This is a genomic window from Pseudomonas sp., from assembly GCF_035512415.1.
Taxonomy (GTDB): domain Bacteria; phylum Pseudomonadota; class Gammaproteobacteria; order Pseudomonadales; family Pseudomonadaceae; genus Aquipseudomonas.
The window spans coordinates 171,378-197,194 of record NZ_DATKDZ010000026.1 but is presented as its reverse complement, the minus strand read 5'-3'; the positions used below and the strand labels follow the sequence as shown (position 1 = coordinate 197,194).

General features: G+C 61.9%; 26 protein-coding genes. 20 read left to right on the top strand and 6 right to left on the bottom strand.

Translation table 11 applies throughout. The features are described from left to right. Positions 1–6: 6 nt before the first annotated feature. A complete protein-coding gene (gene purT, locus VMP31_RS13510) occupies positions 7–1,188 on the top strand; it encodes a formate-dependent phosphoribosylglycinamide formyltransferase (protein ID WP_325507940.1) in 1,182 nt (393 codons plus the stop codon). Further along, a complete protein-coding gene (locus tag VMP31_RS13505) occupies positions 1,185–1,916 on the top strand; it encodes an SGNH/GDSL hydrolase family protein (RefSeq protein ID WP_325507938.1) in 732 nt (243 codons plus the stop codon). Before purT ends, VMP31_RS13505 begins: the two co-directional genes overlap by 4 nt. Here VMP31_RS13505 and VMP31_RS13500 read toward each other — a convergent pair. Together VMP31_RS13500 and VMP31_RS13495 are read right to left on the bottom strand one after the other, a co-directional pair. Beyond that, entirely contained in the window at positions 1,891–3,180 is a 1,290-nt protein-coding gene (locus tag VMP31_RS13500; RefSeq protein WP_325507937.1) for an HlyC/CorC family transporter, read from the bottom strand. The two genes, VMP31_RS13505 and VMP31_RS13500, sit on opposite strands and share 26 nt — an antisense overlap. Positions 3,181–3,190: 10 nt before the next feature. Then, positions 3,191–3,991, bottom strand: a complete 801-nt coding sequence (locus VMP31_RS13495; protein WP_325507935.1) for a cytochrome C assembly family protein — start codon at positions 3,989–3,991, stop codon at positions 3,191–3,193. 156 nt (positions 3,992–4,147) lie between these two features. Between VMP31_RS13495 and ffh the strand changes: the two genes are divergently transcribed. The 5 genes from ffh to rplS all read left to right on the top strand — a co-directional run bounded on the left by ffh (position 4,148) and on the right by rplS (position 7,716). After that, the gene (ffh, locus tag VMP31_RS13490) at positions 4,148–5,521 is read left to right on the top strand and encodes a signal recognition particle protein (RefSeq protein WP_325507933.1); all 1,374 of its coding nucleotides are present in this window, start codon (positions 4,148–4,150) and stop codon (positions 5,519–5,521) included. 251 nt (positions 5,522–5,772) lie between these two features. Next, on the top strand, positions 5,773–6,024 hold the full coding sequence (rpsP, locus tag VMP31_RS13485; RefSeq protein WP_325507931.1) for a 30S ribosomal protein S16: 252 nt from the start codon (positions 5,773–5,775) through the stop codon (positions 6,022–6,024). 5 nt (positions 6,025–6,029) lie between these two features. Beyond that, positions 6,030–6,566 carry a ribosome maturation factor RimM gene (gene rimM, locus VMP31_RS13480; protein ID WP_325507929.1) on the top strand — a complete coding sequence of 179 codons (537 nt, stop codon included), beginning with the start codon at positions 6,030–6,032 and terminating at the stop codon, positions 6,564–6,566. A gap of 5 nt (positions 6,567–6,571) precedes the next feature. Next, positions 6,572–7,324: a tRNA (guanosine(37)-N1)-methyltransferase TrmD gene (trmD, locus tag VMP31_RS13475; protein ID WP_325507927.1), complete on the top strand. Its 753-nt coding sequence runs from the start codon at positions 6,572–6,574 to the stop codon at positions 7,322–7,324. A 41-nt stretch (positions 7,325–7,365) separates the two neighbouring features. Further along, entirely contained in the window at positions 7,366–7,716 is a 351-nt protein-coding gene (gene rplS, locus VMP31_RS13470) for a 50S ribosomal protein L19 (RefSeq protein ID WP_325507925.1), read from the top strand. Positions 7,717–7,799: 83 nt separating this feature from the next. On the opposite strand, the gene VMP31_RS13465 is transcribed toward rplS, so the two are convergent. Next, positions 7,800–8,477: a hypothetical protein gene (locus tag VMP31_RS13465; protein WP_325507923.1), complete on the bottom strand. Its 678-nt coding sequence runs from the start codon at positions 8,475–8,477 to the stop codon at positions 7,800–7,802. A gap of 37 nt (positions 8,478–8,514) precedes the next feature. Here VMP31_RS13465 and VMP31_RS13460 point away from each other — a divergent pair, with 37 nt between their 5' ends. From VMP31_RS13460 to VMP31_RS13430, 7 genes are all read left to right on the top strand, one after another. Continuing rightward, positions 8,515–8,649 (top strand): hypothetical protein, encoded by a 135-nt coding sequence (locus VMP31_RS13460; protein WP_325507921.1) that lies wholly within the window; start codon positions 8,515–8,517, stop codon positions 8,647–8,649. 28 nt (positions 8,650–8,677) lie between these two features. Next, positions 8,678–9,574 carry a site-specific tyrosine recombinase XerD gene (gene xerD / locus VMP31_RS13455; protein ID WP_325507919.1) on the top strand — a complete coding sequence of 299 codons (897 nt, stop codon included), beginning with the start codon at positions 8,678–8,680 and terminating at the stop codon, positions 9,572–9,574. A gap of 93 nt (positions 9,575–9,667) precedes the next feature. After that, positions 9,668–10,393, top strand: a complete 726-nt coding sequence (locus VMP31_RS13450; protein ID WP_325507917.1) for a thioredoxin fold domain-containing protein — start codon at positions 9,668–9,670, stop codon at positions 10,391–10,393. A 113-nt stretch (positions 10,394–10,506) separates the two neighbouring features. Continuing rightward, positions 10,507–11,811, top strand: coding sequence for a homoserine dehydrogenase (locus VMP31_RS13445; RefSeq protein ID WP_325507915.1), 1,305 nt, complete (start codon positions 10,507–10,509; stop codon positions 11,809–11,811). Between the two features lie 79 nt (positions 11,812–11,890). Then, complete coding sequence (gene thrC, locus VMP31_RS13440; RefSeq protein ID WP_325507913.1) at positions 11,891–13,315, top strand: threonine synthase; 1,425 nt, start codon at positions 11,891–11,893, stop codon at positions 13,313–13,315. 90 nt (positions 13,316–13,405) lie between these two features. Further along, entirely contained in the window at positions 13,406–13,666 is a 261-nt protein-coding gene (locus VMP31_RS13435) for a ribosomal protein L7/L12 (RefSeq protein WP_325507911.1), read from the top strand. Between the two features lie 46 nt (positions 13,667–13,712). Then, a complete protein-coding gene (locus tag VMP31_RS13430) occupies positions 13,713–14,447 on the top strand; it encodes a transporter substrate-binding domain-containing protein (protein ID WP_325507909.1) in 735 nt (244 codons plus the stop codon). A 27-nt stretch (positions 14,448–14,474) separates the two neighbouring features. Here the strand turns inward: VMP31_RS13430 and VMP31_RS13425 are convergent, their stop codons facing one another. Beyond that, entirely contained in the window at positions 14,475–15,674 is a 1,200-nt protein-coding gene (locus VMP31_RS13425; protein WP_325507907.1) for a CaiB/BaiF CoA-transferase family protein, read from the bottom strand. 315 nt (positions 15,675–15,989) lie between these two features. Between VMP31_RS13425 and VMP31_RS13420 the strand changes: the two genes are divergently transcribed. The 3 genes from VMP31_RS13420 to recJ all read left to right on the top strand — a co-directional run bounded on the left by VMP31_RS13420 (position 15,990) and on the right by recJ (position 19,064). Next, complete coding sequence (locus VMP31_RS13420) at positions 15,990–16,556, top strand: rhomboid family intramembrane serine protease (protein ID WP_325507905.1); 567 nt, start codon at positions 15,990–15,992, stop codon at positions 16,554–16,556. A gap of 99 nt (positions 16,557–16,655) precedes the next feature. After that, the gene (locus VMP31_RS13415; RefSeq protein ID WP_325507903.1) at positions 16,656–17,195 is read left to right on the top strand and encodes a YaeQ family protein; all 540 of its coding nucleotides are present in this window, start codon (positions 16,656–16,658) and stop codon (positions 17,193–17,195) included. A 156-nt stretch (positions 17,196–17,351) separates the two neighbouring features. Next, on the top strand, positions 17,352–19,064 hold the full coding sequence (gene recJ / locus VMP31_RS13410; RefSeq protein WP_325507901.1) for a single-stranded-DNA-specific exonuclease RecJ: 1,713 nt from the start codon (positions 17,352–17,354) through the stop codon (positions 19,062–19,064). Between the two features lie 103 nt (positions 19,065–19,167). On the opposite strand, the gene VMP31_RS13405 is transcribed toward recJ, so the two are convergent. Beyond that, positions 19,168–19,836 carry a transglutaminase-like cysteine peptidase gene (locus VMP31_RS13405; protein WP_325507899.1) on the bottom strand — a complete coding sequence of 223 codons (669 nt, stop codon included), beginning with the start codon at positions 19,834–19,836 and terminating at the stop codon, positions 19,168–19,170. Positions 19,837–20,093: 257 nt separating this feature from the next. On the opposite strand from VMP31_RS13405, the gene VMP31_RS13400 reads away from it, so the two are divergent. Together VMP31_RS13400 and VMP31_RS13395 are read left to right on the top strand one after the other, a co-directional pair. Further along, positions 20,094–20,813: a tellurite resistance TerB family protein gene (locus VMP31_RS13400; protein ID WP_325507897.1), complete on the top strand. Its 720-nt coding sequence runs from the start codon at positions 20,094–20,096 to the stop codon at positions 20,811–20,813. A gap of 389 nt (positions 20,814–21,202) precedes the next feature. Further along, complete coding sequence (locus tag VMP31_RS13395; protein ID WP_325507895.1) at positions 21,203–22,858, top strand: GMC family oxidoreductase; 1,656 nt, start codon at positions 21,203–21,205, stop codon at positions 22,856–22,858. A gap of 4 nt (positions 22,859–22,862) precedes the next feature. On the opposite strand, the gene VMP31_RS13390 is transcribed toward VMP31_RS13395, so the two are convergent. After that, positions 22,863–24,524: a GGDEF domain-containing protein gene (locus VMP31_RS13390; protein ID WP_325507893.1), complete on the bottom strand. Its 1,662-nt coding sequence runs from the start codon at positions 24,522–24,524 to the stop codon at positions 22,863–22,865. A gap of 170 nt (positions 24,525–24,694) precedes the next feature. On the opposite strand from VMP31_RS13390, the gene prfB reads away from it, so the two are divergent. Further along, positions 24,695–25,790 (top strand): peptide chain release factor 2 gene (gene prfB / locus VMP31_RS13385; protein ID WP_325507891.1). Its coding sequence is split into 2 segments (ribosomal slippage): positions 24,695–24,766 and positions 24,768–25,790, totalling 1,095 coding nucleotides; the frame shifts between segments, so codons are not numbered across the junction. The last annotated feature ends 27 nt before the right edge of the window (positions 25,791–25,817 follow it).

Genomic DNA, 25,817 nt, shown 5'->3' with positions numbered 1-25,817 from the left:
ATCCCCATGCCCCGTATCGGAACCCCTTTGTCGCCGAGCGCGACCCGTGTGCTGCTGTGCGGCGCAGGTGAGCTGGGCAAGGAGGTGGTGATTGAACTGCAACGCCTGGGCGTTGAGGTGATCGCCGTGGATCGCTATGCCAATGCGCCGGCCATGCAGGTGGCGCATCGCAGCCATGTGATCAATATGCTCGATGGTGCGGCGTTACGGTCGGTGATCGAACTGGAAAAGCCCCACTACATAGTCCCGGAAATCGAGGCCATTGCCACCGCGACCCTGGTCGAGCTGGAGAATGAAGGCTATACCGTGATCCCCAGCGCCCGCGCCGCGCAGCTGACCATGAACCGGGAAGGCATCCGCCGTCTGGCCGCTGAAGAGCTGGGCCTGCCGACTTCGCCTTATCAGTTTGCCGACTCCTTCGAGCAGTGCCGCTCAGCAGTCGAGAGCATTGGTTTTCCCTGCCTGATCAAGCCGATCATGAGCTCTTCGGGCAAGGGCCAGTCGGTGCTGAAGAGCCTGGATGATCTACAGGCCGCCTGGGATTACGCCCAGGCGGGCGGCCGCGCTGGCAAGGGCCGAGTGATAGTCGAAGGCTTTATCGACTTCGATTATGAGATTGCCCTGCTCACCGTGCGCCATGTCGACGGCACCACCTTCTGTGCGCCGGTCGGTCATCGTCAGGTCAAGGGTGATTACCAGGAGTCCTGGCAGCCCCAGCCAATGAGCGCCAAGGCCCGGGCCGAAGCCGAGCGTATTGCTTTGGCAGTTACCGATTCCCTGGGCGGTCGCGGGTTGTTCGGCGTCGAGCTGTTCGTCAAAGGTGATCAGGTGTGGTTCTGCGAAATCTCGCCACGGCCCCACGACACCGGCTTGGTTACCCTGATTTCCCAGGACCTGTCGGAATTTGCCCTGCATGCCCGGGCTATTCTTGGCCTGCCGATTCCGGCGATTCGCCAGTTGGGCCCCTCTGCCTCGGCGGTGATCCTGGTTGAGGGCGAGTCGCGCCAGGTCAGCTTCGCCAATCTTGGGGTGGCACTGGCCGAGCCCGACACCGCCCTGCGTCTATTCGGCAAGCCGGAAGTCAGCGGCCAGCGCCGTATGGGCGTGGCCCTGGCGCGGGATGAATCATTGCAAGCGGCGCGGGCCAAGGCGAGCCGGGCGGCGCAGGCGGTCAACGTCGAGCTGTGAGCCGTTTGCGCGTCGGTCTCTGGTGGTTGGGGCTGGCGCTGCTGTCGCCCCTGGTGGTGCCGCAGGCGCTCTATACCCGTCGCCGGGCGCTCAGGTTGCCGCCAGCCGAGGGGCCGCGGCAGGGCCTGGCTGCGGCCGAGCAAGCGGGGGTGCCGCTGCGCTTGCTGGTGCTGGGCGAATCCACCGTGGTGGGTGTCGGGGTCAATAGCCTGCAGATGGCTCTGGTCGGGCAGTTGGCCGCGGCCCTGGCGCAGCGCTGCGGGCGGCCCGTGACCTGGCGCGCGTGCGGCGAAAATGGCATCACTGCCGAACAGGCCTGCGTGCGTCTGTTGCCGCAGGTGCTGGATCAGCCCTTCGATCTGGCGTTGCTGGTATTCGGCGTCAACGACACCACCCATCTGACCCCATTACCGCGTTGGGAAGCTGCGCTCGGCAATATGGCCGCAGCGCTGCAGGGGCAGGGTGCGCAGGTGGCTTTTAGCGGGGTACCGCCGCTGCAGCATTTCACCGCCTTGCCCTGGCTGTTGCGGCGGCTGCTCGGCATGCGCGGGGCAATGCTGGATCAGCGTCTGCGTCGGCTGGCGAGTCGCCTGGGGGCGGGGCACCATGGGGTCGAACTGGAGTTTTCTGGTGACTACCTGGCGCTCGACGGTTATCACCCCTCGGCCTTGGGCTATCGGCTGTGGGCCGAGGCGTTGGCCGCTAGTCTTGCGTCTGCTCGACTGTGACCTTGGTGCTGCTGGCTTTCCAGGCGCGCACGGTTTTCACCCGGTTTTCCGAAGATTGCAGGATTTCCAGGCGGTAAGGCCCGATTTTCAGGCAGACCGCGCTTTCCGGGATACTTTCCAGGGCTTCGGTGATCAGGCCGTTGAGGGTCTTGGGGCCGTCGCAGGGCAGGTGCCAGTCGAGGGCCTTGTTCACTTCGCGGATATAGGCCGCGCCGTCGATCACCTGGGTGCCGTCTTCCTGGGGGTGGATATCCGGGCTGCGCAGGCTGTCCTTCTTGCTGAAGTCGCCGACGATTTCTTCGAGGATGTCTTCCAGGGTGACGATGCCGATCACGTCGCCATATTCGTCGACCACGATGCCGATCCGGCGTTTCTGCTTCTGGAAGTTGATCAGCTGGGTCGACAGCGGGGTGCCTTCAGGCACGAAGTACGGCTCGTTGCAGGCCGCCAGTAGTGCCTCTTTGCTCAGCTCGTTGTGCGTCAGCAGTCGGGCAATCTGGCGCATATGCACGATGCCTTCGACCTGATTGATGTCGGTACGAAATACCGGCAGGCGCGTATGGGTGGTGTTGGTCAGCAGGTTGATGATGCTTTCGAGGTCGTCGTCCAGATTGATGCCGGTCACTTCGTTGCGCGGGATCATGATGTCATCCACCGTGACCCGCTCCAGATCAAGGATGCCGAGCAGCATGTTCTGGCGGTTTTTTGGCATGCCGGCACCGGACTCGCGTACCACGCTGCGCAGTTCCTCGGTGGACAGGCTGTCATTGGCCCGTTGCGACGGGTCTATGCCAAGCAGGCGCAGCAACACGTTGCTGATGGTGCTCGTGGTCCAAACCACCGGGTAGAGCAGGCGTTGCAGCAGCAGCAACACGCGGCTGGCGGGGAAGGCCACCAGCTCAGGGCGTAGGGCGGCCAGGGTCTTGGGAGTGATTTCGCCGAAAATCAGCACCGCGATGGTCAGGCCAGCGGTGGCGATGGCAATCCCGGCTTCACCCCAGATATCCACGGCCAGTACGGTGGCGATGGAGGCGGCGAGAATATTCACCACATTGTTGCCGACCAGAATGGTGCCCAGCAGGCGGTCCGGGCGGCTCAGCAGGCGGGTCACGCGGAGCGCGCCCTTGTGCCCTTCCTTGGCCATGTGCTTGAGGCGATAGCGGTTGAGGCTGAGCATGCCGGTCTCCGAACTGGAGAAGAATGCCGAGCAGAGAATCAGGAATATCAATAGTCCAAGCAGATAGCTTGAGTGCAGGTCGTCCACGGAAGGGGTCTCAGATATGCAGGATAAATTCGCGGACCAGCTTGCTGCCGAAATAGGCCAGCATCAGCAGGCAGAAGCCGGCCAGGGTCCAGCGAATCGCTTTGTGGCCGCGCCAGCCGAGTTGGTGGCGACCCCATAGCAGAACGGCAAATACCACCCAGGCGAAGCCCGAGAGGATGGTCTTGTGCGCCAGGTGCTGGGCCAGCAGGTCGTTGATAAACAGCGCGCCGGAGAGCAGCGACAGCGACAGCAGCAGCCAGCCGGCCCAGAGGAAACCGAACAGCAGGCTTTCCATGGTCTGCAGGGGCGGGAAGTTTTTGATCAGGCTCATGGGGTGCTTGTGCTTGAGCTGATGGTCCTGCAGCAGGACCAGCAGCGATTGCAGCACCGCGATGGTGAGCATGCCGTAGGCGGTGATCGACAGCAGGATATGCGCCAGTATGCCCGGTGCTTCATCAATCGCCTGCGTCGTGCCGCTGGGCATAAATTGGGCGAACAGCACGGTCAGGAAGCCCAGGGGGAACAGCAGCAGCAGCAGGTTTTCCACCGGGATACGCGAGCAGGCCAGCAGGGTCAGCAGGATTACGGCAGCGGCAATTAGGCTGGCGGCCTTGAAGAAGTCGAGAAACAGCCCGCTGCTGTCGAACATCTGTATAAACAGGCTGCCGCCATGGAACAGCAGGGCGAGTACGCCGAGCAGCACCAGCAGGCGTTTATCGGAGGTGCTGCGCTGTTGCAGGCGCAGGCCCTGGTAGAAGGCGGCAGCCGCATAGAGGCCGGCGGCGGCGAGGCTGGGTAGCAGAGGGTGCATAAATCCTTGTCAGGCAAACCCGAAAGGCGGCCAGTGTGGCATATAACCCGTGCGCCACGAAAGCGTCTGGCGGTGTCGGTGCCTCGTAGTCTTCGCTATAATCCGCCACCTGTTGCAAGCCCACCCTCGGTTCGATAGAGCCTGAAAGGAACGCGCATGTTCGAAAATTTGACTGACCGCCTCTCGCAGACCCTGCGAAATGTCACTGGCAAAGCCAAGCTGAGTGAAGACAACATCAAGGACACCCTGCGTGAAGTGCGCATGGCCTTGCTGGAGGCCGACGTTGCCCTGCCGGTGGTCAAGGACTTCGTCAACAAGGTCAAGGATCGCGCGGTCGGCACCGAAGTGTCGAAAAGCCTGACCCCGGGTCAGGCTTTTGTGAAGATTGTCCGCGCCGAGCTCGAAGAGCTGATGGGCGCAGCCAACGAAGACCTGGCGCTGAATGCCGTGCCGCCGGCGGTGATCCTGATGGCCGGCTTGCAGGGCGCGGGCAAGACCACCACCGTCGGCAAGCTGGCGCGCTTCCTTAAAGAGCGCAAGAAGAAGACCGTGATGGTGGTTTCCGCCGACGTTTATCGCCCGGCGGCGATCAAGCAGCTGGAAACCCTGGCCAGCGATATCGGTGTGACCTTCTTCCCCTCCGATCTTAGCCAGAAGCCGGTGGATATCGCCGAGGCGGCGATCAAGGAAGCCAAGCTCAAGTTTATCGATGTGGTGATCGTCGACACCGCCGGTCGCCTGGCCATCGATGCCGAGATGATGGCCGAGATCCAGGCGCTGCACGCGGCGATCAAGCCGGTGGAAACCCTGTTCGTGGTTGACGCCATGACTGGTCAGGACGCCGCCAATACCGCCAAGGCCTTTAATGATGCGCTGCCGCTGACCGGCGTGGTGTTGACCAAGGTCGATGGCGATGCGCGTGGTGGTGCGGCGCTGTCGGTGCGGCATATCACCGGCAAGCCGATCAAGTTTATCGGCATGGGCGAGAAGACCGAGGCGCTCGAGCCCTTCCATCCGGATCGGATTGCTTCGCGCATCCTCGGCATGGGCGACGTGCTCAGCCTGATCGAGCAGGCCGAGCAGACCCTGGACAAGGAAAAGGCCGAGAAACTCACCAAGAAGCTGAAGAAGGGCAAGGGCTTCGACCTCGAAGACTTCCGCGATCAGCTGCAACAAATGAAGAATATGGGCGGTCTCGGCGGCCTGATGGACAAGCTGCCGCAGATGGGCGGGGTCAATCTGGCGCAGATGGGCAACGCTCAGGGCGCGGCCGAGAAGCAGTTCAAGCAGATGGAGGCGATTATCAACTCGATGACGCCTCAAGAACGCCGCGATCCTGACGTGATCAGTGGCTCGCGCAAGCGCCGTATCGCCATGGGTTCCGGCACTCAAGTGCAGGACATTGGTCGCTTGATCAAGCAGCACAAACAAATGCAGAAGATGATGAAGAAATTCACTGCCAAAGGCGGTATGGCCAAGATGATGCGCGGCATGGGCGGGATGATGCCGGGCGGCATGCCGAAGATGTAAGGAATCCGCGTCGGCAGCGATGTCGGCGCAGGCCCCGCTGAAGGCGGGGATTTACAGTAAACCCGCCTTTTGCGGGAGCTGATTGGCCGGTTTGGATAGCGGCCTTCTGGCAAATCTTGACCGCACGGCTCCATGCGCCTGAAAAAGCCATTTGCAAAAGTCCGGATATTCCTTAGAATATGCGGCCTTTCGGGCACCCATGCCCGCCGTGCATTTAGATTTGCAGCACCGACTACAGGAACTATGTTCACATGCTAACGATTCGTCTTGCCCTTGGCGGCTCCAAAAAGCGCCCGTTCTACAAAATCAACGTGACCGACAGCCGTAACCCACGCGACGGTTCGCATAAAGAAGAGATCGGTTTCTTCAACCCGGTCGCTCGTGGTCAGGAAGTTCGTCTGTCCGTGAAGCAAGATCGCCTGGCCCATTGGCTGAGCGTTGGTGCACAACCTTCTGATCGTGTTGCTCAGTTGTTGAAGGACGCTGCTAAGGCTGTGGCCTGAGCAATATGAGCGCGACGCCTGCTTCTACCGATGATTTGATCGTTATCGGCAAGATCTACTCTGTACATGGCGTTCGCGGTGAAGTGAAGGTGTATTCCTTTACTGATCCTGTTGCAAACCTGTTGGAGTACAAGTCCTGGACGCTTAGGCGCGAAGGCAGTGTCAAACAGGTAGAGCTGGTCAGTGGACGCGGGAATGATAAGTTCCTGGTCGCGAAGCTCAAGGGTCTTGATGATCGTGAAGAAGCGCGTCTTCTCGCGGGTTATGAGATCTGTGTGCCGCGCAACCTGTTCCCTGAATTAACAGACGGCGAGTACTACTGGTACCAGTTGGAAGGTCTCAAGGTTATCGACCAGGCAGGGCAATTGCTCGGCAAGATTGATCACTTGTTAGAAACCGGTGCCAACGATGTGATGGTGGTCAAACCCTGCACCGGCAGCCTGGATGGTCGTGAGCGCCTGTTGCCCTATACCGAGCAATGCGTGTTGTCGATTGATCTGGCCGCTGGCGAAATGCGGGTCGACTGGGATGCGGACTTCTAAGCCTGATGCCAAATCTGCGCGTTGAAGTCATTACGCTGTTCCCGGAAATGTTTACCGCTATCAGCGATTACGGCATTACCAGCCGCGCGGTGAAACAGGGGTTGTTGCAACTGACCTGTTGGAATCCGCGAAGCTACACCACTGACCGTCACCACACCGTGGATGATCGGCCTTTTGGCGGTGGCCCAGGCATGGTGATGAAGATCAAGCCGCTTGAAGATGCTTTGCTTGATGCCAAGCAAGCTGCAGGTGGTGCGGCAAAGGTGATTTACCTGTCGCCGCAAGGTCGCCAGCTGACGCAGTCAGCAGTACGCGAACTGGCCAATGAGGATGCATTGATCCTGATTGCCGGCCGCTACGAAGGCATCGACGAGCGCTTTATTGAGGCGCATGTCGATGAAGAATGGTCGATTGGGGACTACGTCCTGTCCGGCGGTGAGCTGCCGGCCATGGTGCTGATCGATGCGGTAACGCGCCTTTTGCCTGGTGCATTGGGTCATGCAAACTCGGCCGAAGAGGACTCCTTTACGGATGGCCTACTCGACTGCCCGCACTACACCCGCCCGGAGGTGTATGCGGATAAACGTGTTCCCGAAGTGTTGCTTAGCGGCAACCACGAACACATCCGGCGCTGGCGTTTGCAGCAGTCCCTTGGGCGGACCTGCGAACGACGTGCCGATCTTCTGGAAAGCCGCTCGCTTTCTGGAGAAGAGAAGAAGCTGCTGGAGGAATACATCCGCCAGCGGGACGATAGTTAACGTATCGATGGCAGGCCCGACGCCTGTCTTAGGAGCGCAGCATGACCAACAAGATTATTCAGCAGATCGAAGCTGAGCAGATGGGCAAAGAGATCCCGACCTTTGCACCGGGTGACACTGTTGTTGTCCAGGTTAAAGTGAAGGAAGGCGACCGTCAGCGTCTGCAGGCTTTCGAAGGCGTAGTTATCGCCAAGCGTAACCGCGGCCTGAACAGCGCTTTCACTGTGCGTAAAATCTCCAACGGTGTTGGCGTAGAGCGTACTTTCCAGACCTACAGCCCGCTGGTTGACAGCCTGGCCGTTAAGCGTCGCGGTGACGTACGTAAAGCCAAGCTGTACTACCTGCGTGACCTGTCCGGTAAGGCAGCACGTATCAAGGAAAAACTGGGCTAAGTCTCAGCTTCCTTACAAAAAGCAGCCTTCGGGCTGCTTTTTGCGTTTCTGCGGTAGAGGATTGCCTGAGCGTCTCGGCGTCGCTACTTGTGCAGGCTGATCTTTAGCGAGGCCTGGGACAGGTCGATATCGTTCAGGCTGAGGCTGCCGAAGCTCTGCCCCTGGGGCGCACCGGCGACGCGGATATTGTCGAAGCGCAGTTCGCCGATGCTGCTGGGCAGGCGTACGTTGACCGAGCCGTCGGCATTGATCACCGAGCGTGCGTGGCCGGTGTCGTACTGCACGTCGGTCATTGAGGTTTCCGCCTCCAAGCTGCTGAGTATTGGCATTACCAGTTTGCTCAATTGGCCGACGGTGCCCAGGCCGTCGTCGCTGCCGGCCTGCAGAAACAAGCCTTGCAGTACATCTTCCAGGCCTTGTGCGCTGACCGTGCTCATTTCCGTGTCGCTCAGTGGGTGCAGGCCTTTGGGGCGCTCCAGTTGGCCGATGGCGCTGGGCTGGTTGCGCAGGGTGTCGGCACTGGCGATCTGGAATGGGCTGAGCAGGGCGGCTACCAGGGTGGCGGCTACGCGCAGGTTGCTTTGCTTGGTCAGGGCTTTTTTCAGCTGGCGTTCGCTGAGCAGGCCGCGCTCGATCAGGATCTCGCCCAGGCGTTTCTGGCTGGTGAGCTGTGCCTGGATGGCGGCATCCAGCTGGCTGCGGTCGATCAGCCCCTTGTTGATCAGGATTTGACCAAGGCGCGAGTGTTGTTGGCTAGACATGGCGATCCCTGCAGTAGTGTGATGGCGTTATGCAATCATGGCCGGCAATCCCGCTGCTGTCACCAATCGAAAGGTAGGTGACGAGGTGCTTTTCGCCGATTTTTACGCCGTTGGTCGGGCGGTGCCGGATGGTATTAACCCTGGCTCGCTGCATCCGGGCATGGAAAACTAGCGTAGTTCATCTTCCCCAGGTTTTCTTGATGCCCGCCGTCGACCACCCACTGATTGATCGCTTTCTCGAAAGCCTATGGCTGGAGAAGGGCTTGTCTGTGCATACCCGCGCGGCCTATCGCAGTGATCTGGCGCTATTCAACGGCTGGCTGCAGGCGCGGGATCTGGAGTTGGCCAGCGCCGGCCGTGGGCTGATTCTCGATCATCTGGCCTGGCGCATGAATGAAGGCTACAAGGCGCGTTCGACGGCGCGCTTGCTCTCCGGCTTGCGCGGGTTCTACCGCTTTCTGCTGCGTGAGGGGCTGATTGCCGGCGACCCGACTCTGCAGGTGGACTTGCCGCAACTCGGTCGGCCGCTGCCCAAATCCCTGTCCGAGGCGGATGTCGAAGCGCTGCTGGCGGCCCCCGAACTGGATGACCCCATCGGCTTGCGCGACCGCGCCATGCTGGAAGTGCTGTATGCCTGTGGCCTGCGGGTGACCGAGTTGATCAGCCTGACCCTGGAACAGGTCAACCTGCGTCAGGGTGTGCTGCGGGTGTTCGGCAAGGGCAGCAAGGAGCGCCTGGTGCCACTGGGCGAGGAGGCCATCGCCTGGATCGAGCGCTACAGCAAGGAGGCGCGGCCCTTTCTGCTGGATGGCAAACCCAGCGATGTGCTGTTTCCCAGCCTGCGCGGCGAGCAGATGACCCGGCAGACCTTCTGGTACCGCATCAAGCATCAGGCGCGGGTGGCGGGGATTGCCAAGAGCCTGTCGCCGCATACCCTGCGCCATGCCTTCGCTACCCATCTGCTCAATCACGGGGCCGATTTGCGGGTGGTGCAGATGCTGCTGGGGCATAGCGATCTGTCGACCACGCAAATCTATACCCATATCGCCCGCGCGCGTTTGCAGGAGCTGCATGCCGAGCACCATCCGCGAGGCTGAGAGCGCCGCCCAGCCTGCCATAGTCGGTCTCTGCAGGCTTCTATGGTAGGCTGTGCCGATCACCGCTTAGCATGTCGTATGACAGGAGAATTCATGCGTTTTACTCGCACTTTCGCGGCTCTGACTCTTGGTCTGGCCAGCAGCGTGGCCATGGCCGCCGATGCCGATCAGGCCATCCGCAAGACCTTGCAGGCCATTCAGCCGGATCTTCCGGTCGAGGCCATTGCCGAAAGCCCCATGGCCGGGGTTTATCAGGTGCAGTTGCAGGGCGGGCGTCAGCTGTATGCCAGCGAGGACGGTCAGTTTCTTCTGCAGGGCTACCTGTTTCAGGTCAAGGACGGCAAGGCCGTCAACCTGACCGAGGAGGCGGAAAGCCTTGGCGTGGCCAAAACCATCGCCGCGATCCCTGCCTCCGAGATGGTGATTTTTGCCGGTAAAGAATCCAAGACCCATATCTCCGTCTTTACCGATACCGATTGCGGCTATTGTCAGAAGCTGCACAGCGAAGTGCCAGAGCTCAATCGTCTAGGTGTTGAAGTGCGCTATCTGGCTTTCCCGCGCCAGGGCCTGGGCAGCGCCGCGGCCAAGGAACTGGCCAATGTCTGGTGTGCCAAGGACAAGCAGAAGGCCATGGATCTGGCGAAAACCCGTCAGCCGGTAGCTGACGCCCAGTGCGACAGTCCGGTTGCCAAGCAGTATGCCCTGGGCCAGATGATTGGCGTCACGGGCACGCCAGCCATCGTCCTGGCCAACGGCAAGATCATTCCGGGCTACCAGCCGGCTGCGCAACTGGCGAAGATCGCCCTGGAATCCAAATAGTCTGAGCCTTGCGGCGGATTGACTAATAAACAGCCGCTTCGTATGGTGCGGCTCTTTTTCTACGGCCGGGGCTTGCTCCGGCCGTTTTACGCAGTGCAGATGGGGAGTTCAGTGTGAAACCGGTCAAAGTAGGCATCTGTGGGCTGGGTACCGTCGGTGGCGGTACTTTGAATGTACTCAAGCGTAACGCCGAGGAAATTACCCGGCGCGCCGGCCGCGGTATTGAAATCGCCCAGATCGCCATTCGCTCGCCCAAGCCGCAGTACGACACGACCGGCATCAGCCTGACCCAGGATGCCTTCGAACTGGTCAATAACCCCGAGATCGATATCGTTATCGAGTTGATCGGCGGTTACACCCTGGCCAAGGAACTGGTGCTCAAGGCCATCGACAATGGCAAGCACGTGGTCACCGCGAACAAGGCGCTGATCGCCGTGCACGGCAACGAGATCTTCGCCAAGGCCCGCGAGAAGGGCGTGATCGTAGCTTTTGAAGCGGCGGTGGCCGGCGGTATCCCGGTGATCAAGGCGATTCGCGAAGGCCTCGCCGCCAACCGCATCAATTGGCTGGCGGGCATCATCAACGGCACGGGCAACTTTATTCTCAGCGAAATGCGCGAGAAGGGCCGGGCCTTTGACGACGTGCTGAAAGAGGCGCAGGCCCTGGGTTATGCCGAAGCCGATCCGACCTTTGACGTCGAAGGCATCGATGCCGCGCACAAGCTGACCATCCTGGCGTCGATTGCCTTTGGTATCCCCCTGCAATTCGACAAGGCCTACACCGAAGGCATCACCAAGCTGACCACGGCCGATGTGAACTACGCCGAAGCCCTGGGTTATCGCATCAAGCATCTGGGTGTGGCCCGTCGTACTGACGCAGGTATCGAACTGCGCGTGCATCCGACGCTGATCCCGGCCGATCGTCTGATTGCCAACGTCAACGGCGTGATGAACGCGGTAATGGTCAATGGCGACGCCGCCGGCAGCACCCTGTACTACGGTGCTGGTGCCGGTATGGAGCCAACCGCCTCTTCCGTGGTGGCCGACCTGGTGGATGTGGTACGTGCGCTGACCACCGACCCGACCAACCGTGTGCCGCACCTGGCCTTCCAGCCGGATTCGCTGTCCGATCACCCGATCCTGCCGATTGCTGCGTGCGAGAGCGCCTATTACCTGCGCATTCAGGCCAAGGATCATCCGGGTGTGCTGGCCCAGGTGGCGAGCATTCTGTCGGCGCGCGGGATCAATATCGAGTCGATCATGCAGAAAGAAGCCGAGGAGCATGACGGCCTGGTGCCGATGATCCTGGTGACCCATCGCGTGGTCGAGGCGCGTATCGACGAGGCGCTGGCCGCTCTGGAAGCGCTGGATGATGTCGTTGGCAAAGTCATGCGCATCCGCGTCGAACAGTTGAACTAACCAGCAGCAGGCCGCCCGCGCAACCGGCGCGTGCGGCTTGCCGCTTGAAGCTTGCAGCTCAAACCGAAGGTTTGCCCCTATGCGCTATATCAGTACCCGCGGCCAGGCACCGGCCCTGAATTTCGAAGACGTGCTGCTGGCTGGCCTGGCCAGCGACGGCGGTCTCTATGTGCCGGAAAACCTGCCACGCTTTACCCAGGAAGAAATCGCCTCCTGGGCCGGCTTGCCGTACCACGAGCTGGCGTTCCGGGTGATGCGCCCGTTTGTCACCGGCAGCATCCCGGATGCCGATTTCAAGAAGATTCTTGAGGAAACCTACGCGGCCGGCTCAGGTGGTGTGTTTGCTCACAATGCCGTCGCACCGTTGCGTCAGCTGAACGGCAATGAGTGGGTGCTGGAACTGTTCCACGGCCCGACCCTGGCCTTCAAGGACTTCGCCCTGCAACTGCTCGGCCGTCTGCTCGATTACGTGCTGGCCAAGCGCAGCGAGCGCGTGGTGATCATGGGTGCCACTTCGGGTGACACCGGCTCGGCCGCGATCGAGGGCTGCAAGGCCTGCGATAACGTCGACATCTTTATCATGCACCCGCACAACCGGGTGTCTGAGGTGCAGCGTCGGCAGATGACCACCATCTTCGGCGACAACATCCATAACATCGCCATCGAGGGCAACTTCGATGACTGCCAGGAAATGGTCAAGGACAGCTTCGCCGATCAGGGCTTCCTCAAGGGCACGCGTCTAGTTGCGGTGAACTCGATCAACTGGGCGCGGATCATGGCCCAGATCGTCTACTACTTCCACGCGGCCCTGCAGCTTGGCGGTCCGGCGCGCTCCATCGCATTCTCGGTGCCAACCGGCAATTTCGGCGACATCTTCGCCGGTTACCTGGCGCGCAACATGGGCCTGCCGATCAGCCAGCTGATCGTCGCGACCAACCGCAACGACATCCTGCATCGCTTTATGAGCGGCAACCAGTATGTGAAGGACACCTTGCACCCGACGCTGTCGCCGTCCATGGACATCATGGTCTCGTCGAACTTCGAGCGCCTGCTGTTCGACCTGCACGGTCGCAATGGTGCGGCGATTGCCGAGCTGATGAGCAACTTCAAGCAGGGCGGCGGCTTTAGCGTCGAGGAAGATCGCTGGATCGAGGCGCGCAAGCTGTTCGACTCCCTGGCGGTGGACGATGCGCAGACCTGCGAGACCATTGCTCAGGTGTATGCCGAGTGCGGTGAGTTGCTCGATCCGCACACCGCCATTGGCGTGCATGCCGCCCGCGAGTGCCGTCGCAGCCTGGCCACCCCTATGGTGATCCTGGGTACCGCGCACCCGGTCAAGTTCCCCGAAGCGGTGGAACAGGCCGGCGTCGGTCAGGCCCCGGCATTGCCGGCGCATCTGGCCGATCTGTTCGAGCGTGAGGAGCGTTGCACGGTATTGGCCAACGATCTGAAAACCGTACAGCAGTTCGTGGCTCAGCACGGCAATCGCGGTAAGCCGCTGTAAGCCTGACGCTGGTCGATAAAGCCGGTACCCGCAAGGGGCCGGCTTTTTTTGCGGCTATGCTCTGGGTGGTTTGCTGGAGTGGAGCGTGCGATGAGCGAGTTTGATCAGGATTTGCCACCGCAGGTGGTGGCGGCCCTTGAGCGCGGGCAGAAGATCGAGGCGATCAAACTGCTGCGCGAGCTCAAGGGCATCGGCTTGAAAGAGGCCAAGGAGGCGGTGGACGACTACATGCCTGGGCGACAGCCGGGTGACGTATCGGTGGTGCAGCCTGGCGGGCATGGGGGTATCTTCTGGTTGTTGGGTTTACTGGTGTTGGGCGCTGTAGTCGCCTGGTTGTTTGGCGCGTTCTAGGAGCCTGTCGGCACCTTGTAGTGCGCAGGGGTAGTAGGGTGATGCTATGAAGTGGTTGATCAAGGCGATTTTTCTGCTGTGTGGTGCCTATCCCGCGGCGGGCAGCTACGCCGCTACCTTTGAAGTTGGCTTTTATAACTACCCGCCGATGATGATCGAGCAGGGACGGTCGGGTATTTATCAGGACATCTTCGATGAGCTGGGCAAGCTGACGGGCGACACCTTCAATGTGGAGTACTACCCCTATCCGCGCATTGGCTTGCTATTTAACGGCGGCCAGCTCGATATCGAACCAGGCGTGTATCCGGGCTGGGTGCACCATCAGCCGACCCCAGGGATGTTCTCGATACCCTTTGGCAAGGTGGTCGATGTCATGATGTTTGCGCCGGGTAAGGCTTTCCCGGTGGCACGGCCTGAGGATTTGCGCGGCAAATCAGTGGGGCTGGTGCGCGGCTATTCCTACCCTGACTTGCGAACGCTGATTGAGGCGGGGCAGCTCGATAGGCGCAACGCGTTGAACGAAGCGCAGCTGCTGGAAATGCTGGCGAAGTCGCGCTTCGATCAAATTGTGGTCAATAAGGCAATTGCGCAATACAGCCTGGCCAAGATCCCGGAGTACCACCACCTCGAGATCGGCGATGTAATGAGCTCTTTCGATGTCAGCATGCGCGTTCATCCGCGGCACAAGGCCTGGCTGGATGAGTTGGATGCGGCAATTCTGACGCTCAAGCGCCGAGGCGTTATTGGGCGGATTTACGCCAAATACGGTGTACGCCTCTAGCTATCGCATGCTTGCTGGCATGGCTGATTAGATGGCACCGTCGCTACGCAGCTTGGCGATCTGTTCAGGGTTATAACCCAGCGCGCCAAGTACCTGCTCATTGTGCTCGCCCAGTTCCGGGCCGACCCAGTTCACTTCGCCCGGTGTGTCGCTCAGTTTGGGCACGATGCCGGGCATCTTGAAGGCTTTGCCATCTGGCAGCTTGGCCGACAGGAGCATCTCGCGGGCAAGAAATTGCGGGTCGTGGAACATGTCCTCGGCGCTGAAGATACGGCTGGCGGGCACTTCGGCCTGGTTCAGGGCGTCGAGCACCTGCTCCAGCGGCAGCGAGCCGACCCAGCGGTCGATCACGCCATAAATTTCATCGCGTCGTGCGTCGCGGCCATCATTGCTGGACAGTGTGACGTCATCGGCCAGGTCCAGGCGGCCGATGGCCTGCATAAAACGCTTGAAGATCGCATCGCCGTTGGCACCGATCTGGATGTGTTTGCCATCGCTGCTGGTGTGAATCGAGGAGGGCGTGATGCCAGGCATGATATTGCCGGTGCGCTCGCGGATAAAACCGAACACATCGAACTCCGGCACCATGGACTCCATCATGGCGAAGATCGCCTCATACAGCGCCACGTCCACCACCTGGCCGCTACCGCCGTTCACTTCGCGGTGACGCAACGCCATCAGTGCGCCGATCACGCCCCACAGTGCGGCAATCGAATCGCCAATCGAGATGCCGGTGCGCACCGGCGGGCGGTCCTCGAAGCCGGTGATATAACGCAGTCCGCCCATGGATTCGCCCACGGCACCGAAGCCCGGTTGATCTTTCATCGGCCCGCTCTGACCGAAGCCGGACAGGCGCACCATCACCAGCTTGGGGTTCAGTGCATGCAGCACGTCCCAGCCCAGGCCGAGTTTCTCCAACACGCCGGGGCGGAAGTTCTCGATCAGGATATCCGCCTCGCTGAGCAGTTTCTTCAGCACCTCCAGCCCCTGCGGGTGCTTGAGGTTAAGTGTGATCGACTGCTTGTTGCGCGCCTGCACAAACCACCACAGCGAAGTGCCCTCATACAGCTTGCGCCACTTGCGCAGCGGGTCGCCGCCATCCGGTGACTCGACCTTGATCACCTCGGCCCCGAACTCGGCGCAGATGCGCGAAGCAAACGGGCCGGCAATCAGGGTGCCGAGCTCGATCACTTTCAGGCCGGCGAGGGGTTTGCTGGGCAAGGACATGCTGTCTCCTGGATTGGGTTGCGCGGTTAAGCCAGCAGTTGAAAAACTACCTGCGTTGTCGACACTGCGTTAAAAACGGCCGGCTAAGCCTATTGCATTGCGCGCAGTTGGGCTATTGCTCCAGGCGGTTGCTGTAAGGTGCTGATCGCTGTGGTCAACCCGCTGCAATCTGCCCTCTGGAAAGCCCGGTCGATATCCGGCATAACGCTTCACCGCCCTGATGAATGCGATAAACACGATGATGACCCTCGAACCCAGCTTGCATAAGTACCTATCGAACCAGTCATGGCTGAGTTGCATCGACGGTGAACGGCCATGAAAACCTGGTGGCTGGTGCGTCTGCAGTTACTGTTGGGCATCGCCGTGCTGATGCTGCTGGTGCAGGCGGGTAACAGCCTGAGCGGCTACAGCCTGAATATCTGGGGAGTAATACCGCGGCGGGTCGAATCCTTGCCGGGTATTATCTTCGCGCCCTGGCTGCATGGTAGCTGGGCGCATCTGCTGAGCAATCTCAGCGGGCTGCTGGTATTGGGGCTGCTGGCGCTGCTCGAGTCGCGGCGCGACTTTATCAAGGCCAGTGTGGTGATACTGCTCGGCAGTGGCTTGCTGGTCTGGGTGTTTGGCCGCGAGGGTATTCATGTCGGTGCCAGCGGCTGGTTGTTCGGGCTCTGGTCGTTGCTGCTGGCGCGGGCCTGGTTTCGCCGCAGTTGGCTGGATCTGCTGTTAGCGGTCCTGCTGTTGCTGCTGCATGGCGGCTGGGTGTTCGGTCTGTTGCCGCAGCAGGGCATTTCCTTCGAATACCATCTGGCCGGTGCGTTGTGCGGCGGGCTCTACGCGGCCTGGCGCTATACGCCGCGGCAGCGGCAACAGCAGGGTGGTTGATCGGGGCTTGGGCTTTGCCCCGTCGAGCGCTCGGGTTCGTGGCGGGGCAGCCTTTGCGGTAGACTTGCCGGCTTATTCGATCAGCCAAGAAGCCCCACCATGGCCCTGCCTTCCACGACCTATAAAATCGAGCTGAACCTCACCGACATGGACCGCAGCGTCTATGAAAACCTGCGTTTCACCGTGGCCAAACACCCCTCGGAAACCGAAGAGCGCCTGGCCGCGCGGCTGGTTGGCTATGCGCTGTTCTACCACGAGCATCTGGCCTTCGGCCGTGGCCTGTCGGATGTGGATGAGCCGGCGCTGTGGGAAAAGAGCCTGGACGGTCGCGTGCTGCACTGGATCGAAGTCGGCCAGCCGGACAGCGAGCGCATGACCTGGTGCTCGCGGCGTACCGAGAAGTTCAGCCTGGTGGCCTACGGCAACCTGCGCGTATGGCAAACCAAGGAGCTGGACCCGGTGCGCAGCCTGAAAAATATCAACGTCGTCGCCCTGGACCAGGAGGCCCTGGCCAAGCTGGCGCTGGATATGCCGCGCTCGCTGAACTGGAGCGTGATGATCAGCGACGGCGAACTGTTCGTCACCGACGAGCGTGGCCAGCATGAGTTGCCGATTGAGTGGTTAATTGGCGAGCGCTAAATAGCTGCTTTATGCGGGACGGCTCCCGTAGCCCGGATGAAATCCGGGGGCTGTTGAGGCTGATCACCCCCGGATTGCATCCGGGCTACGTGTTTGAATGACCGCTACATTTTGATTCCGGCGGGTTGCATCCGCCCTATATGACAAAGAATAAACATGCGTATCGAGTCCCGCCCGCTTCCTGAAATCCTGCCTGATCTGGGCGCTTTGCCGCCGTTGTTGACCCGTCTATATGCCGCCCGCGGCGTGCAGTCGGCGGCCGAGTTGGACAAGGGCCTGGCGCGGCTGATCCCGTACCAGCAGCTGAAGGGCATGGACACCGCGGTCGAGCTACTGGTGCAGGGCCTGAAGCAGGGGCAGCGCATGCTGATCGTCGGCGATTTCGATGCCGACGGGGCCACCGCCAGCACGGTCGGTGTGCTGGGTTTGCGCATGCTTGGCGCGGCCCATGTCGATTATCTGGTGCCCAATCGTTTCGAATACGGCTATGGCCTGACCCCGGAAATCGTTGCGGTGGCGCTGGAGCGCGAGCCGCAATTGCTGATTACCGTGGACAACGGCATCTCCAGCGTCGAGGGCGTGGCTGCGGCCAAGGCTGCCGGTTTGACCGTGCTGGTCACCGATCACCATTTACCCGGTGCCGAGCTGCCGGCGGCGGATGCCATCGTCAACCCCAACCAGCCGGGTTGCGACTTTCCCAGCAAGGCGCTGGCGGGGGTTGGGGTGATGTTCTATGTGCTGCTGGCCCTGCGTGCGCGATTGCGCGAGATGGGCTGGTTTACTGCGCAGCGCCCGGAGCCGAATCTGGCCGAGCTGCTCGATCTGGTGGCCCTGGGTAGCGTTGCCGACGTGGTGCCTCTGGATGCCAATAACCGCATCCTGGTCCATCAGGGTCTGGCGCGGATTCGCGCCGGCCGGGCGCGGGCGGGGCTGCGGGCGATTCTCGAAGTGGCCGGGCGTGATCATCGGCGCATCACCTCTACTGACCTGGGTTTTATCCTCGGCCCACGGCTGAATGCGGCAGGGCGGCTGGATGATATGGCGCTGGGCATCGAGTGCCTGCTCTGTGAAGACGAAGCCCTGGCCCGCGATATGGCCGTGCAGCTGGATCAGCTCAATCAGGACCGCAAGGCCATCGAGCAGGGCATGCAGCGCGAGGCCCTGGCCCAGCTCAAGGACCTACCCCTGGAGGACATGCCCTTTGGTCTGTGCCTGTTCGAGGCGGACTGGCACCAGGGGGTGATCGGCATCCTCGCCTCGCGAATGAAAGAGCGTTATCACCGCCCGACCATCGCCTTTGCCGATGCCGGCGATGGCGTGCTGAAAGGCTCGGCGCGTTCGGTGCCGGGTTTTCATATCCGCGATGCCCTGGACGCGGTGGCCGCCAAGCATCCGCAGCTGATCAGCAAGTTCGGCGGCCATGCCATGGCGGCGGGTTTGTCGCTGCCTGAAGCGAATTTCGCCGCCTTTGCCGCCGCATTCGATGCCGAAGTGCGTCGCCAGCTGTGTGCGGACGACCTGACCGGGCGATTGCTCTCGGACGGTAGCCTGGCCGTGGAGGAGTTCCATCTGCCGCTGGCCAAGGAGCTGCGCAATGCCGGGCCCTGGGGCCAGCACTTTCCCGAACCGCTGTTTCATGGGGTGTTTCAGCTGGTGCAGCAGCGCATCGTCGGCGAGCGCCATCTCAAGGTGGTGCTCAAGAGCGAATGCGGCAGCGTGCAGCTCGATGGCATCGCTTTTGGCGTGGATCGCGAAATGTGGCCGAACCCGACCGTGCGCTGGGTCGATCTGGCCTACAAACTCGACGTCAATGAATACCGCGGCCAGGAGACGGTGCAGCTGCTGATCGCGCATATTCAGCCGCGTTAGAGTCCGTTGGTGTTTTTTGTAGCCCGGATGCGATCCGGGGAGTGGAGTCAGCCACACAATATTCCCGGATTTCATCCGGGCTACGTTCTGCTTTAGGACGGATTTAGCCGCGTGGTGCGGGGGCGGCTGAGCCATCGGCCACGGCGCGCTCGGTCAGCTCGTTCCAGCGCGAGAGAAACTGCGGCGGCTGGCTGACGCGCTGCGGTGCTTTGGCCAGAAATACCCCCAGATCATTGAAGGAATACACCGGCAGCAGGTCGCTGCGCTCGCTGGCGGGACGGATGGCGGGGTCGAGGTTGTCGAGAATCAGCGGCTGAGCATTGGGGTTGGCATAGTAGGTCAGCACCATATGTGCCTGGTTTTGCTTGAGCGCTTTGACGAAGGTCAGGCGCAGCTTCTCGCTCGGCACACCCATGCGCACCAGGCTGAAGTATTTGGCGATGGCGAAGTCTTCGCAGTCGCCCACGCCCCGGCCGAGCGTCTGTGCCGGGGTTGCCCAGTAGTCCTGCTGGCCCCAGGCTTGCTGGTCGCTGACAAAACTCACCGAGCGATTGACGAAGCGGTTGACCCGCTCCAGCAGGGCGCGATCATCCTCGCCCTCGGCGCTTTCCAGCAACAGATGCCAGCTGGCCAGGCGCGCCGCGCTGTGGGCATCGGCCATTGCGCCGCCCTGGGGCGTGGCCTGCGCCGCGCTCAGCGGGCCGAGCAGCCAGACAGCCAGCGTCAGACTGGCAAGGGGCTTTAAGTGCAGGCGCAGGGTCGATAGGGACATGGGTGACGGGTTCCCGGCTCAGGCGCTTGATAGCCTTTGGCCATAGATTTGTTCTGTGTCGTCATCCTACCGGCGTCAAATAGTGAACGGCTACCGGCACTATGTGACGGCGTCCACTATTTGACATGTTTTGCGACGGTTAACCGACGAACAGCCACTGGCGCAGCAATATCGTGCAGCACTCGATTTGCTGAATCCCGAAACCCTTGGTTGTAAAGTCGGTCTGTTGAGGTGCCTACCTATCTGGAGAACGCTGCATGAATACCCGTGGATTGCTCGATCAGTTACTTAAATCCGGTCAGGACATGCTGCAAAAGCAGGGTGGTCAGTCCTCGGCCCGGGGCTCGGCACCGGCTGGTCTGGGTGGGCTGCTGGGTGGTGGCGGGCTGGGCAACCTGCTTTCCGGTGCGGGTGGCGGCGTTTTGGCTGGCGGGGCCATGGGCCTGCTGCTAGGCAACAAGAGCGTGCGCAAGCTGGGCGGCAAGGCGCTGACCTATGGCGGTCTGGCCGCGCTAGGCGTGATCGCCTACAAGGCCTATGGCAATTGGCAGGCGCAGCAGGCCTCGGCCCCGCAAGGCGAGCCGCAGACCCTGGATCGCCTGCCGGCGGCTCAGGTCGAGCAGCATAGCCAGGCGATTCTCAAGGCCCTGGTGGCGGCAGCCAAGGCCGATGGCCATGTCGATGCGCGCGAGCGGCAGTTGATCGAAGGCGAATTCGTCAAGTTGACTCAGGATGTCGAGTTGCAGCACTGGCTGGATGCCGAACTGAACAAGCCGCTCGATCCGGCGGAAGTGGCGCGTGCGGCCACTACCCCGGAGATGGCCGCCGAGATGTATATCGCCAGCGTACTGATGGTCGACGAGGAGCACTTTATGGAACGTGCTTACCTCGAGGAACTGGCCCGTCAGCTCAAGCTCGACCCGGCCTTGAAGGGTGAACTGGAGGCCCAGGTACGGGTGGAGCTAAGCGCTGGCTGATGCTATTCGGTAGCCCGGATGCAAGTCGGGTTTGGTTTTGGCTCTTTCTGAGTTAGCTGTTGTCGGCACGCTCAGCCCTTGTAGGAGCGGGGGGCACCTAGTCCTTGCCCGCGAATCGTGGCTCAATAGAAAAACATCGCGGGCATGGCCCGCTCCTACAGGGTTCGCAGCACCCGCAAGCACTGCTGGCAACACTTAATTGGTACATAGCCTTGGTTTACGGGTGTTTTGTCAGCGGCCCATGGCCGCTGCAGGGCTTGCGCCCAAACAAACGCAGGGCCTACTGCTATTCACCGCGTTTATCCCAGAGCAAAAGTTCGTGCCGCTCGGCTTGCCGAGCGGCTAGGCTGTTGTCCATTCGAACAGCAATGGCCACAGCGAGGTTGCCGATGCAGGATCCCCTGGACAGCTACGACTACCTGATCGTGGGGGCCGGTCCGGCCGGTTGTCTGTTGGCCAATCGGCTGTCGGCGGACCCTGCGGTGCGGGTGTTGCTGCTGGAGGCTGGCGGGCGCGACAACTACCCCTGGATTCATATCCCGGTCGGCTACCTCTATTGCATCGGCAACCCACGCACCGACTGGTGCTATGACACTGTGGCCGAACCCGGCCTGAACGGGCGGGCGCTGAAGTACCCGCGGGGGCGGGTGCTGGGCGGCTGCTCTTCGATCAACGGCATGATCTATATGCGTGGCCAGGCCCGCGACTACGATGGCTGGGCTGCTGCGGGCAATCCCGGCTGGGCCTGGGCGGATGTCTTGCCGCTGTTCAAACGCACGGAAAATCACCATGGCGGCGACAGTGAGTTGCACGGCGCGGCGGGGGAGTGGCGGGTCGAGCGCCAGCGCCTGTCCTGGCAGGTGCTGGAGGCGTTCCGCCAGGCGGCCGAGCAGAGCGGCATCGCCAGCATCGAGGATTTCAACGGCGGCGATAACGAGGGCTGCAGCTACTTTCAGGTCAATCAGCGCCGCGGCGTGCGCTGGAATGCCTCCAAGGCCTTTCTCCGCGATATCCGCCAGCGTCCCAACCTGCGCGTGCTGACTGACGCCGAGGTGCAGCGGGTGGTGCTGGCCGATGGTCGCGCCAGTGCCCTCCGGCTGCAGTGGCAGGGGCGTGAGCTGCAGATCGCGGCGCGCCGGGAAATCATTCTCTGCGCTGGTGCCATCGGTACGCCGACACTGCTGCAACGTTCCGGGATCGGGTCGCGGCCCTTGCTGCAACGCCTGGGTATCGGCGTGCAGCATGAGCTGGCCGGGGTTGGCGCGAATCTGCAGGACCATCTGCAATTGCGCCTGATCTACAAGGTCAGTGGCGTGCCTACCCTCAATCAGCTGGTTGCCAACCCCTGGGGCAAGCTGGGCATGGGCCTGGAGTACCTGTTCAAACGCAGTGGGCCGCTGGCCATGGCCCCCAGCCAGTTGGGCGCGTTTGCCCGCTCCAGCGCGGCGCAGCCGTCGGCCAACCTGCAATACCATGTGCAGCCGCTGTCGCTGGAGCGTTTCGGCGAGCCGCTGCATGGCTTCCCGGCCTTTACCGCCTCGGTGTGCAACCTGCGGCCCTACAGCCGCGGCAAGGTCGAGATCCGCTCGCTGGATGCCGCCGCCGCGCCGCTGATCCAGCCCAATTACCTGAGTGATCCTCGCGACCTGCAGGTGGCCGCCGATGCCATTCGCCTGACCCGCCGCATCGTCGCCGCGCCGGCCCTGGCGGCCTTCAAGCCGGAGGAGTACAAGCCCGGGCCGAGTTACCAGAGCGAAGAGGATCTGCAGCGGGCGGCGGGGGAGATCGGCACGACGATTTTCCATCCGGTGGGCACCTGCCGCATGGGGCAGGGCCGCGATGCCGTGGTCGATGCGCAGCTGCGAGTGCATGGCGTACCGGGGCTGCGGATTGCCGACGCCTCGATCATGCCGAACATCGTTTCGGGCAATACCTGCTCGCCCGTGCTGATGATTGCCGAGAAGGCCGCCGAATTGATCCTTGCGCCGCCCGCTCGCCCTGCAGCTGTTTCTGCGGGCGTGGGGTGTCAGGCGCTGGTCGAGTAGGCGGCTAGTCGCTCTGGGCTTCGCTCGGGTTCGGCCCGATCTCGTTGTGGAAGGCCGCGCAGTTCTTGCCAGCATGCTTGGCGCGGTACAGCGCCTGGTCGGCCAGCTCCAGGGTGGTTTCGATCTGTTCGCTGTCCAGTGGCCAGAGTGCGCCGCCAATGCTGCAGCCAATCTGCATCAGCTGGCCGTTAAGGGTGACCGGTGCCTGCAGGGCCGCCAGGGTGCGCTGGGCAATCAGCCGGGCCTGGTCCTGGGCATCGCTCTCGGGCACCTGCAGAAGCATAAGGAATTCGTCGCCGCCCAGGCGCGCCACCAGATCACCCTCGCGCAGGCAGCCGCGCAAACGGATGGCGACCTCGCGCAGCAGTTGATCGCCGGCCGCATGGCCAAACTGGTCGTTGACCGGCTTGAAGCCATCCAGGTCCAGATAGAACAGCGCCAGGCAGCTATGGTTGGCCCGGCAGCGTTGCTGGGCGCGGGGCAGGTAGTGCTCCAGGGCGACCCGGTTCGGCAGGCCGGTCAGCAGGTCATGGTGGGCCAGGATTTCCATGGCTCCCAGGGCGTTCTGCTGGTGGGTCAGGCTTTCCACCAGATGGCGAATCGAGTGGCTGAGGATGGCGATTTCACGGGTGCCTTGCAGGTCAGGAATCGCGCTAATTTCGCCGGCGCTGAGGCGGTCTGCCGCTTGCGCGATCTGTCGCAGCGGGCGGGTGAAGTAGCCGGCGAGCAACCAGCCGAGGAATGCAAACAGCAGGGCCAGGCCGCTGCCCCAGAGCATGATGCGGTAGGTCAGCACGCGGGCAGGGGCATAGGCTTCATCCAGGGACTGGCGGGCAATCACCGTCCAGCCCAGGCCGGCATAGTCCTTGTAGCCTTGGCTGGTAGCCAGGCCGGTGAGGTAGTGCTTGCCGTCCGGCCACTCCTGTACGGCCCAGTCGCCTTGGTCGTTGCGCGGCGCATTGAGGGCAGGCAGATGCAGGCGCTGGCCGATCATTTCCTTGGGGGCCAGGAGCACCGTGCGGTCTGCGCCTATGACGAAGAATTCGACATTGCGCCGCTGCTGAATCGGTTCGAGGATCGACAAACGCACCTCGTCGGCCCAGCCCCAGGACAGGTGTGAAGCCAGCACGCCGACCAACTCGCCCGCCTGGTTATGCACCGGCAGGCTGATATCGACGAACTTCATCGCCTCGCCCGTCGGGTTGGGCAGCAGCTTGGCCAGCAGCACGGCCTCGTGCACATCGCCGATAAACAGACCCTGCTTACCCTCCAGATAGACCGGGCGCTGGGCAATGCTGACGCCTTCGAGAATGCCATTGCTGGATGCTTGCACCTTGCCCGCGGCGTCGGTGAAGCCAATCCAGGCAATGCTGGGGAATTCCACCTGCAGACGGTCGAGCAGGCGACGCACCTCGCCGAGGTCGTTGGGCGCGCTGAGGGCGCGCAGCTGACCAAGTACCTGGAGCATGCCGGCGCGGCTTTGCATGTCGCGGTCCAGGCGGTCGACCATCATAAAGGACACTTCGGCCAGGTCGCGGCCGACTTCTTCGCGGATGCGCTGGCTGGAGTCCTGGCCGATCAGGGTGCCGAGCAGCCAGCTCAGGAGCGAAACCAGCAGGGCGATCAGGATGGCGAAACGGCTGCGCAGGCTGTGCGATGAACGCATGGGCACCAGGCTCCTTTGAATGGGCGGGCATTGTAGCGAAACGCCCGATTATAGTGTGCCGCCGCTCCCGGGCCGTGTGACATGCAGCCGATTACGGGCTGCCAGGGGCGACTGGGTTGAGGTATACTCGCCGGCTTTTCCGAAAGTTTGACCTGCGAGTGCCGCCAGCCATGGAAATCAACCCGATCCTGAACAGCATCAAGGACCTGTCCGAGCGCACCCTGACTATTCGGGGGTATCTTTGACTACGATCACAAACATGATCGGCTGGTCGAAGTAAACCGCGAGCTCGAAGACCCGAACGTCTGGAACAACCCCGAATACGCCCAGAATCTGGGGCGCGAGCGTGCCTCCCTGGCATTGATCGTCGACACCCTCGACGACCTCAATAGCAGCCTGGCCGACTCCCGCGACCTGCTGCAGATGGCCGCCGAAGAAGAAGACCAGGCCGCCGTCGACGACGTCGCCACCGAGGTCGAGCGTCTGCGCGATATCCTCGAGAAGATGGAGTTCCGCCGCATGTTCAGCGGCGAAATGGACGCCAACAACGCCTACCTCGATATCCAGGCCGGCTCCGGCGGTACCGAAGCCCAGGACTGGGCCAACATGCTGCTGCGCATGTACCTGCGCTGGGCCGACAAGCGCGGTTTTGACGCCACCATCATGGAGCTCTCCGCTGGCGAAGTCGCCGGGATCAAGGGCGCGACCCTGCATATCAAGGGCGAATACGCCTTTGGCTGGTTGCGCACCGAGATCGGCGTGCACCGCCTGGTGCGCAAGAGCCCGTTTGACTCCGGTAACCGTCGCCATACCTCGTTTACCGCGGTGTTCGTCTCGCCGGAAATCGACGACAACATCGAGATCGAGATTAACCCCGCCGATCTGCGCATCGACACCTATCGTTCATCCGGTGCCGGTGGTCAGCACGTAAACACCACCGACTCGGCGGTGCGTATCACCCACGTGCCGACCAATACCGTGGTCAGTTGCCAGAACGAGCGCTCCCAGCACGCCAACAAGGACACCGCCATGAAAATGCTGCGGGCCAGGTTGTACGAGCAGGAAGTGCAGAAGCGCAACGCCGCCTCGCAAGCCCTGGAAGACACCAAGTCGGATATCGGCTGGGGGCACCAGATCCGCTCCTATGTGCTCGACCAGTCGCGGATCAAGGATCTGCGTACCAGCGTCGAACGTAGCGACTGCGTCAACGTGCTCGACGGCGATATCGACGAGTACCTGGTGGCCAGCCTGAAGCAGGGGCTGTAAGACTTTTGACTCCCTCTCCCCGCCGGG

What these genes read in the sequence shown, in the direction of transcription:
- purT (WP_325507940.1), top strand. Translation starts at nt 7, where the DNA reads ATGCCCCGTATCGGAACCCCTTTGTCGCCGAGCGCGACCCGTGTGCTG.
- VMP31_RS13495 (WP_325507935.1), bottom strand. Translation starts at nt 3,991, where the DNA reads ATGCACCCTCTGCTACCCAGCCTCGCCGCCGCCGGCCTCTATGCGGCT.
- ffh (WP_325507933.1), top strand. Translation starts at nt 4,148, where the DNA reads ATGTTCGAAAATTTGACTGACCGCCTCTCGCAGACCCTGCGAAATGTC.
- rpsP (WP_325507931.1), top strand. Translation starts at nt 5,773, where the DNA reads ATGCTAACGATTCGTCTTGCCCTTGGCGGCTCCAAAAAGCGCCCGTTC.
- rimM (WP_325507929.1), top strand. Translation starts at nt 6,030, where the DNA reads ATGAGCGCGACGCCTGCTTCTACCGATGATTTGATCGTTATCGGCAAG.
- trmD (WP_325507927.1), top strand. Translation starts at nt 6,572, where the DNA reads ATGCCAAATCTGCGCGTTGAAGTCATTACGCTGTTCCCGGAAATGTTT.
- rplS (WP_325507925.1), top strand. Translation starts at nt 7,366, where the DNA reads ATGACCAACAAGATTATTCAGCAGATCGAAGCTGAGCAGATGGGCAAA.
- VMP31_RS13465 (WP_325507923.1), bottom strand. Translation starts at nt 8,477, where the DNA reads ATGTCTAGCCAACAACACTCGCGCCTTGGTCAAATCCTGATCAACAAG.
- VMP31_RS13460 (WP_325507921.1), top strand. Translation starts at nt 8,515, where the DNA reads ATGGCCGGCAATCCCGCTGCTGTCACCAATCGAAAGGTAGGTGACGAG.
- xerD (WP_325507919.1), top strand. Translation starts at nt 8,678, where the DNA reads ATGCCCGCCGTCGACCACCCACTGATTGATCGCTTTCTCGAAAGCCTA.
- VMP31_RS13450 (WP_325507917.1), top strand. Translation starts at nt 9,668, where the DNA reads ATGCGTTTTACTCGCACTTTCGCGGCTCTGACTCTTGGTCTGGCCAGC.
- thrC (WP_325507913.1), top strand. Translation starts at nt 11,891, where the DNA reads ATGCGCTATATCAGTACCCGCGGCCAGGCACCGGCCCTGAATTTCGAA.
- VMP31_RS13435 (WP_325507911.1), top strand. Translation starts at nt 13,406, where the DNA reads ATGAGCGAGTTTGATCAGGATTTGCCACCGCAGGTGGTGGCGGCCCTT.
- VMP31_RS13430 (WP_325507909.1), top strand. Translation starts at nt 13,713, where the DNA reads ATGAAGTGGTTGATCAAGGCGATTTTTCTGCTGTGTGGTGCCTATCCC.
- VMP31_RS13425 (WP_325507907.1), bottom strand. Translation starts at nt 15,674, where the DNA reads ATGTCCTTGCCCAGCAAACCCCTCGCCGGCCTGAAAGTGATCGAGCTC.
- VMP31_RS13420 (WP_325507905.1), top strand. Translation starts at nt 15,990, where the DNA reads ATGAAAACCTGGTGGCTGGTGCGTCTGCAGTTACTGTTGGGCATCGCC.
- VMP31_RS13415 (WP_325507903.1), top strand. Translation starts at nt 16,656, where the DNA reads ATGGCCCTGCCTTCCACGACCTATAAAATCGAGCTGAACCTCACCGAC.
- recJ (WP_325507901.1), top strand. Translation starts at nt 17,352, where the DNA reads ATGCGTATCGAGTCCCGCCCGCTTCCTGAAATCCTGCCTGATCTGGGC.
- VMP31_RS13405 (WP_325507899.1), bottom strand. Translation starts at nt 19,836, where the DNA reads ATGTCCCTATCGACCCTGCGCCTGCACTTAAAGCCCCTTGCCAGTCTG.
- VMP31_RS13400 (WP_325507897.1), top strand. Translation starts at nt 20,094, where the DNA reads ATGAATACCCGTGGATTGCTCGATCAGTTACTTAAATCCGGTCAGGAC.
- VMP31_RS13395 (WP_325507895.1), top strand. Translation starts at nt 21,203, where the DNA reads ATGCAGGATCCCCTGGACAGCTACGACTACCTGATCGTGGGGGCCGGT.
- VMP31_RS13390 (WP_325507893.1), bottom strand. Translation starts at nt 24,524, where the DNA reads ATGCGTTCATCGCACAGCCTGCGCAGCCGTTTCGCCATCCTGATCGCC.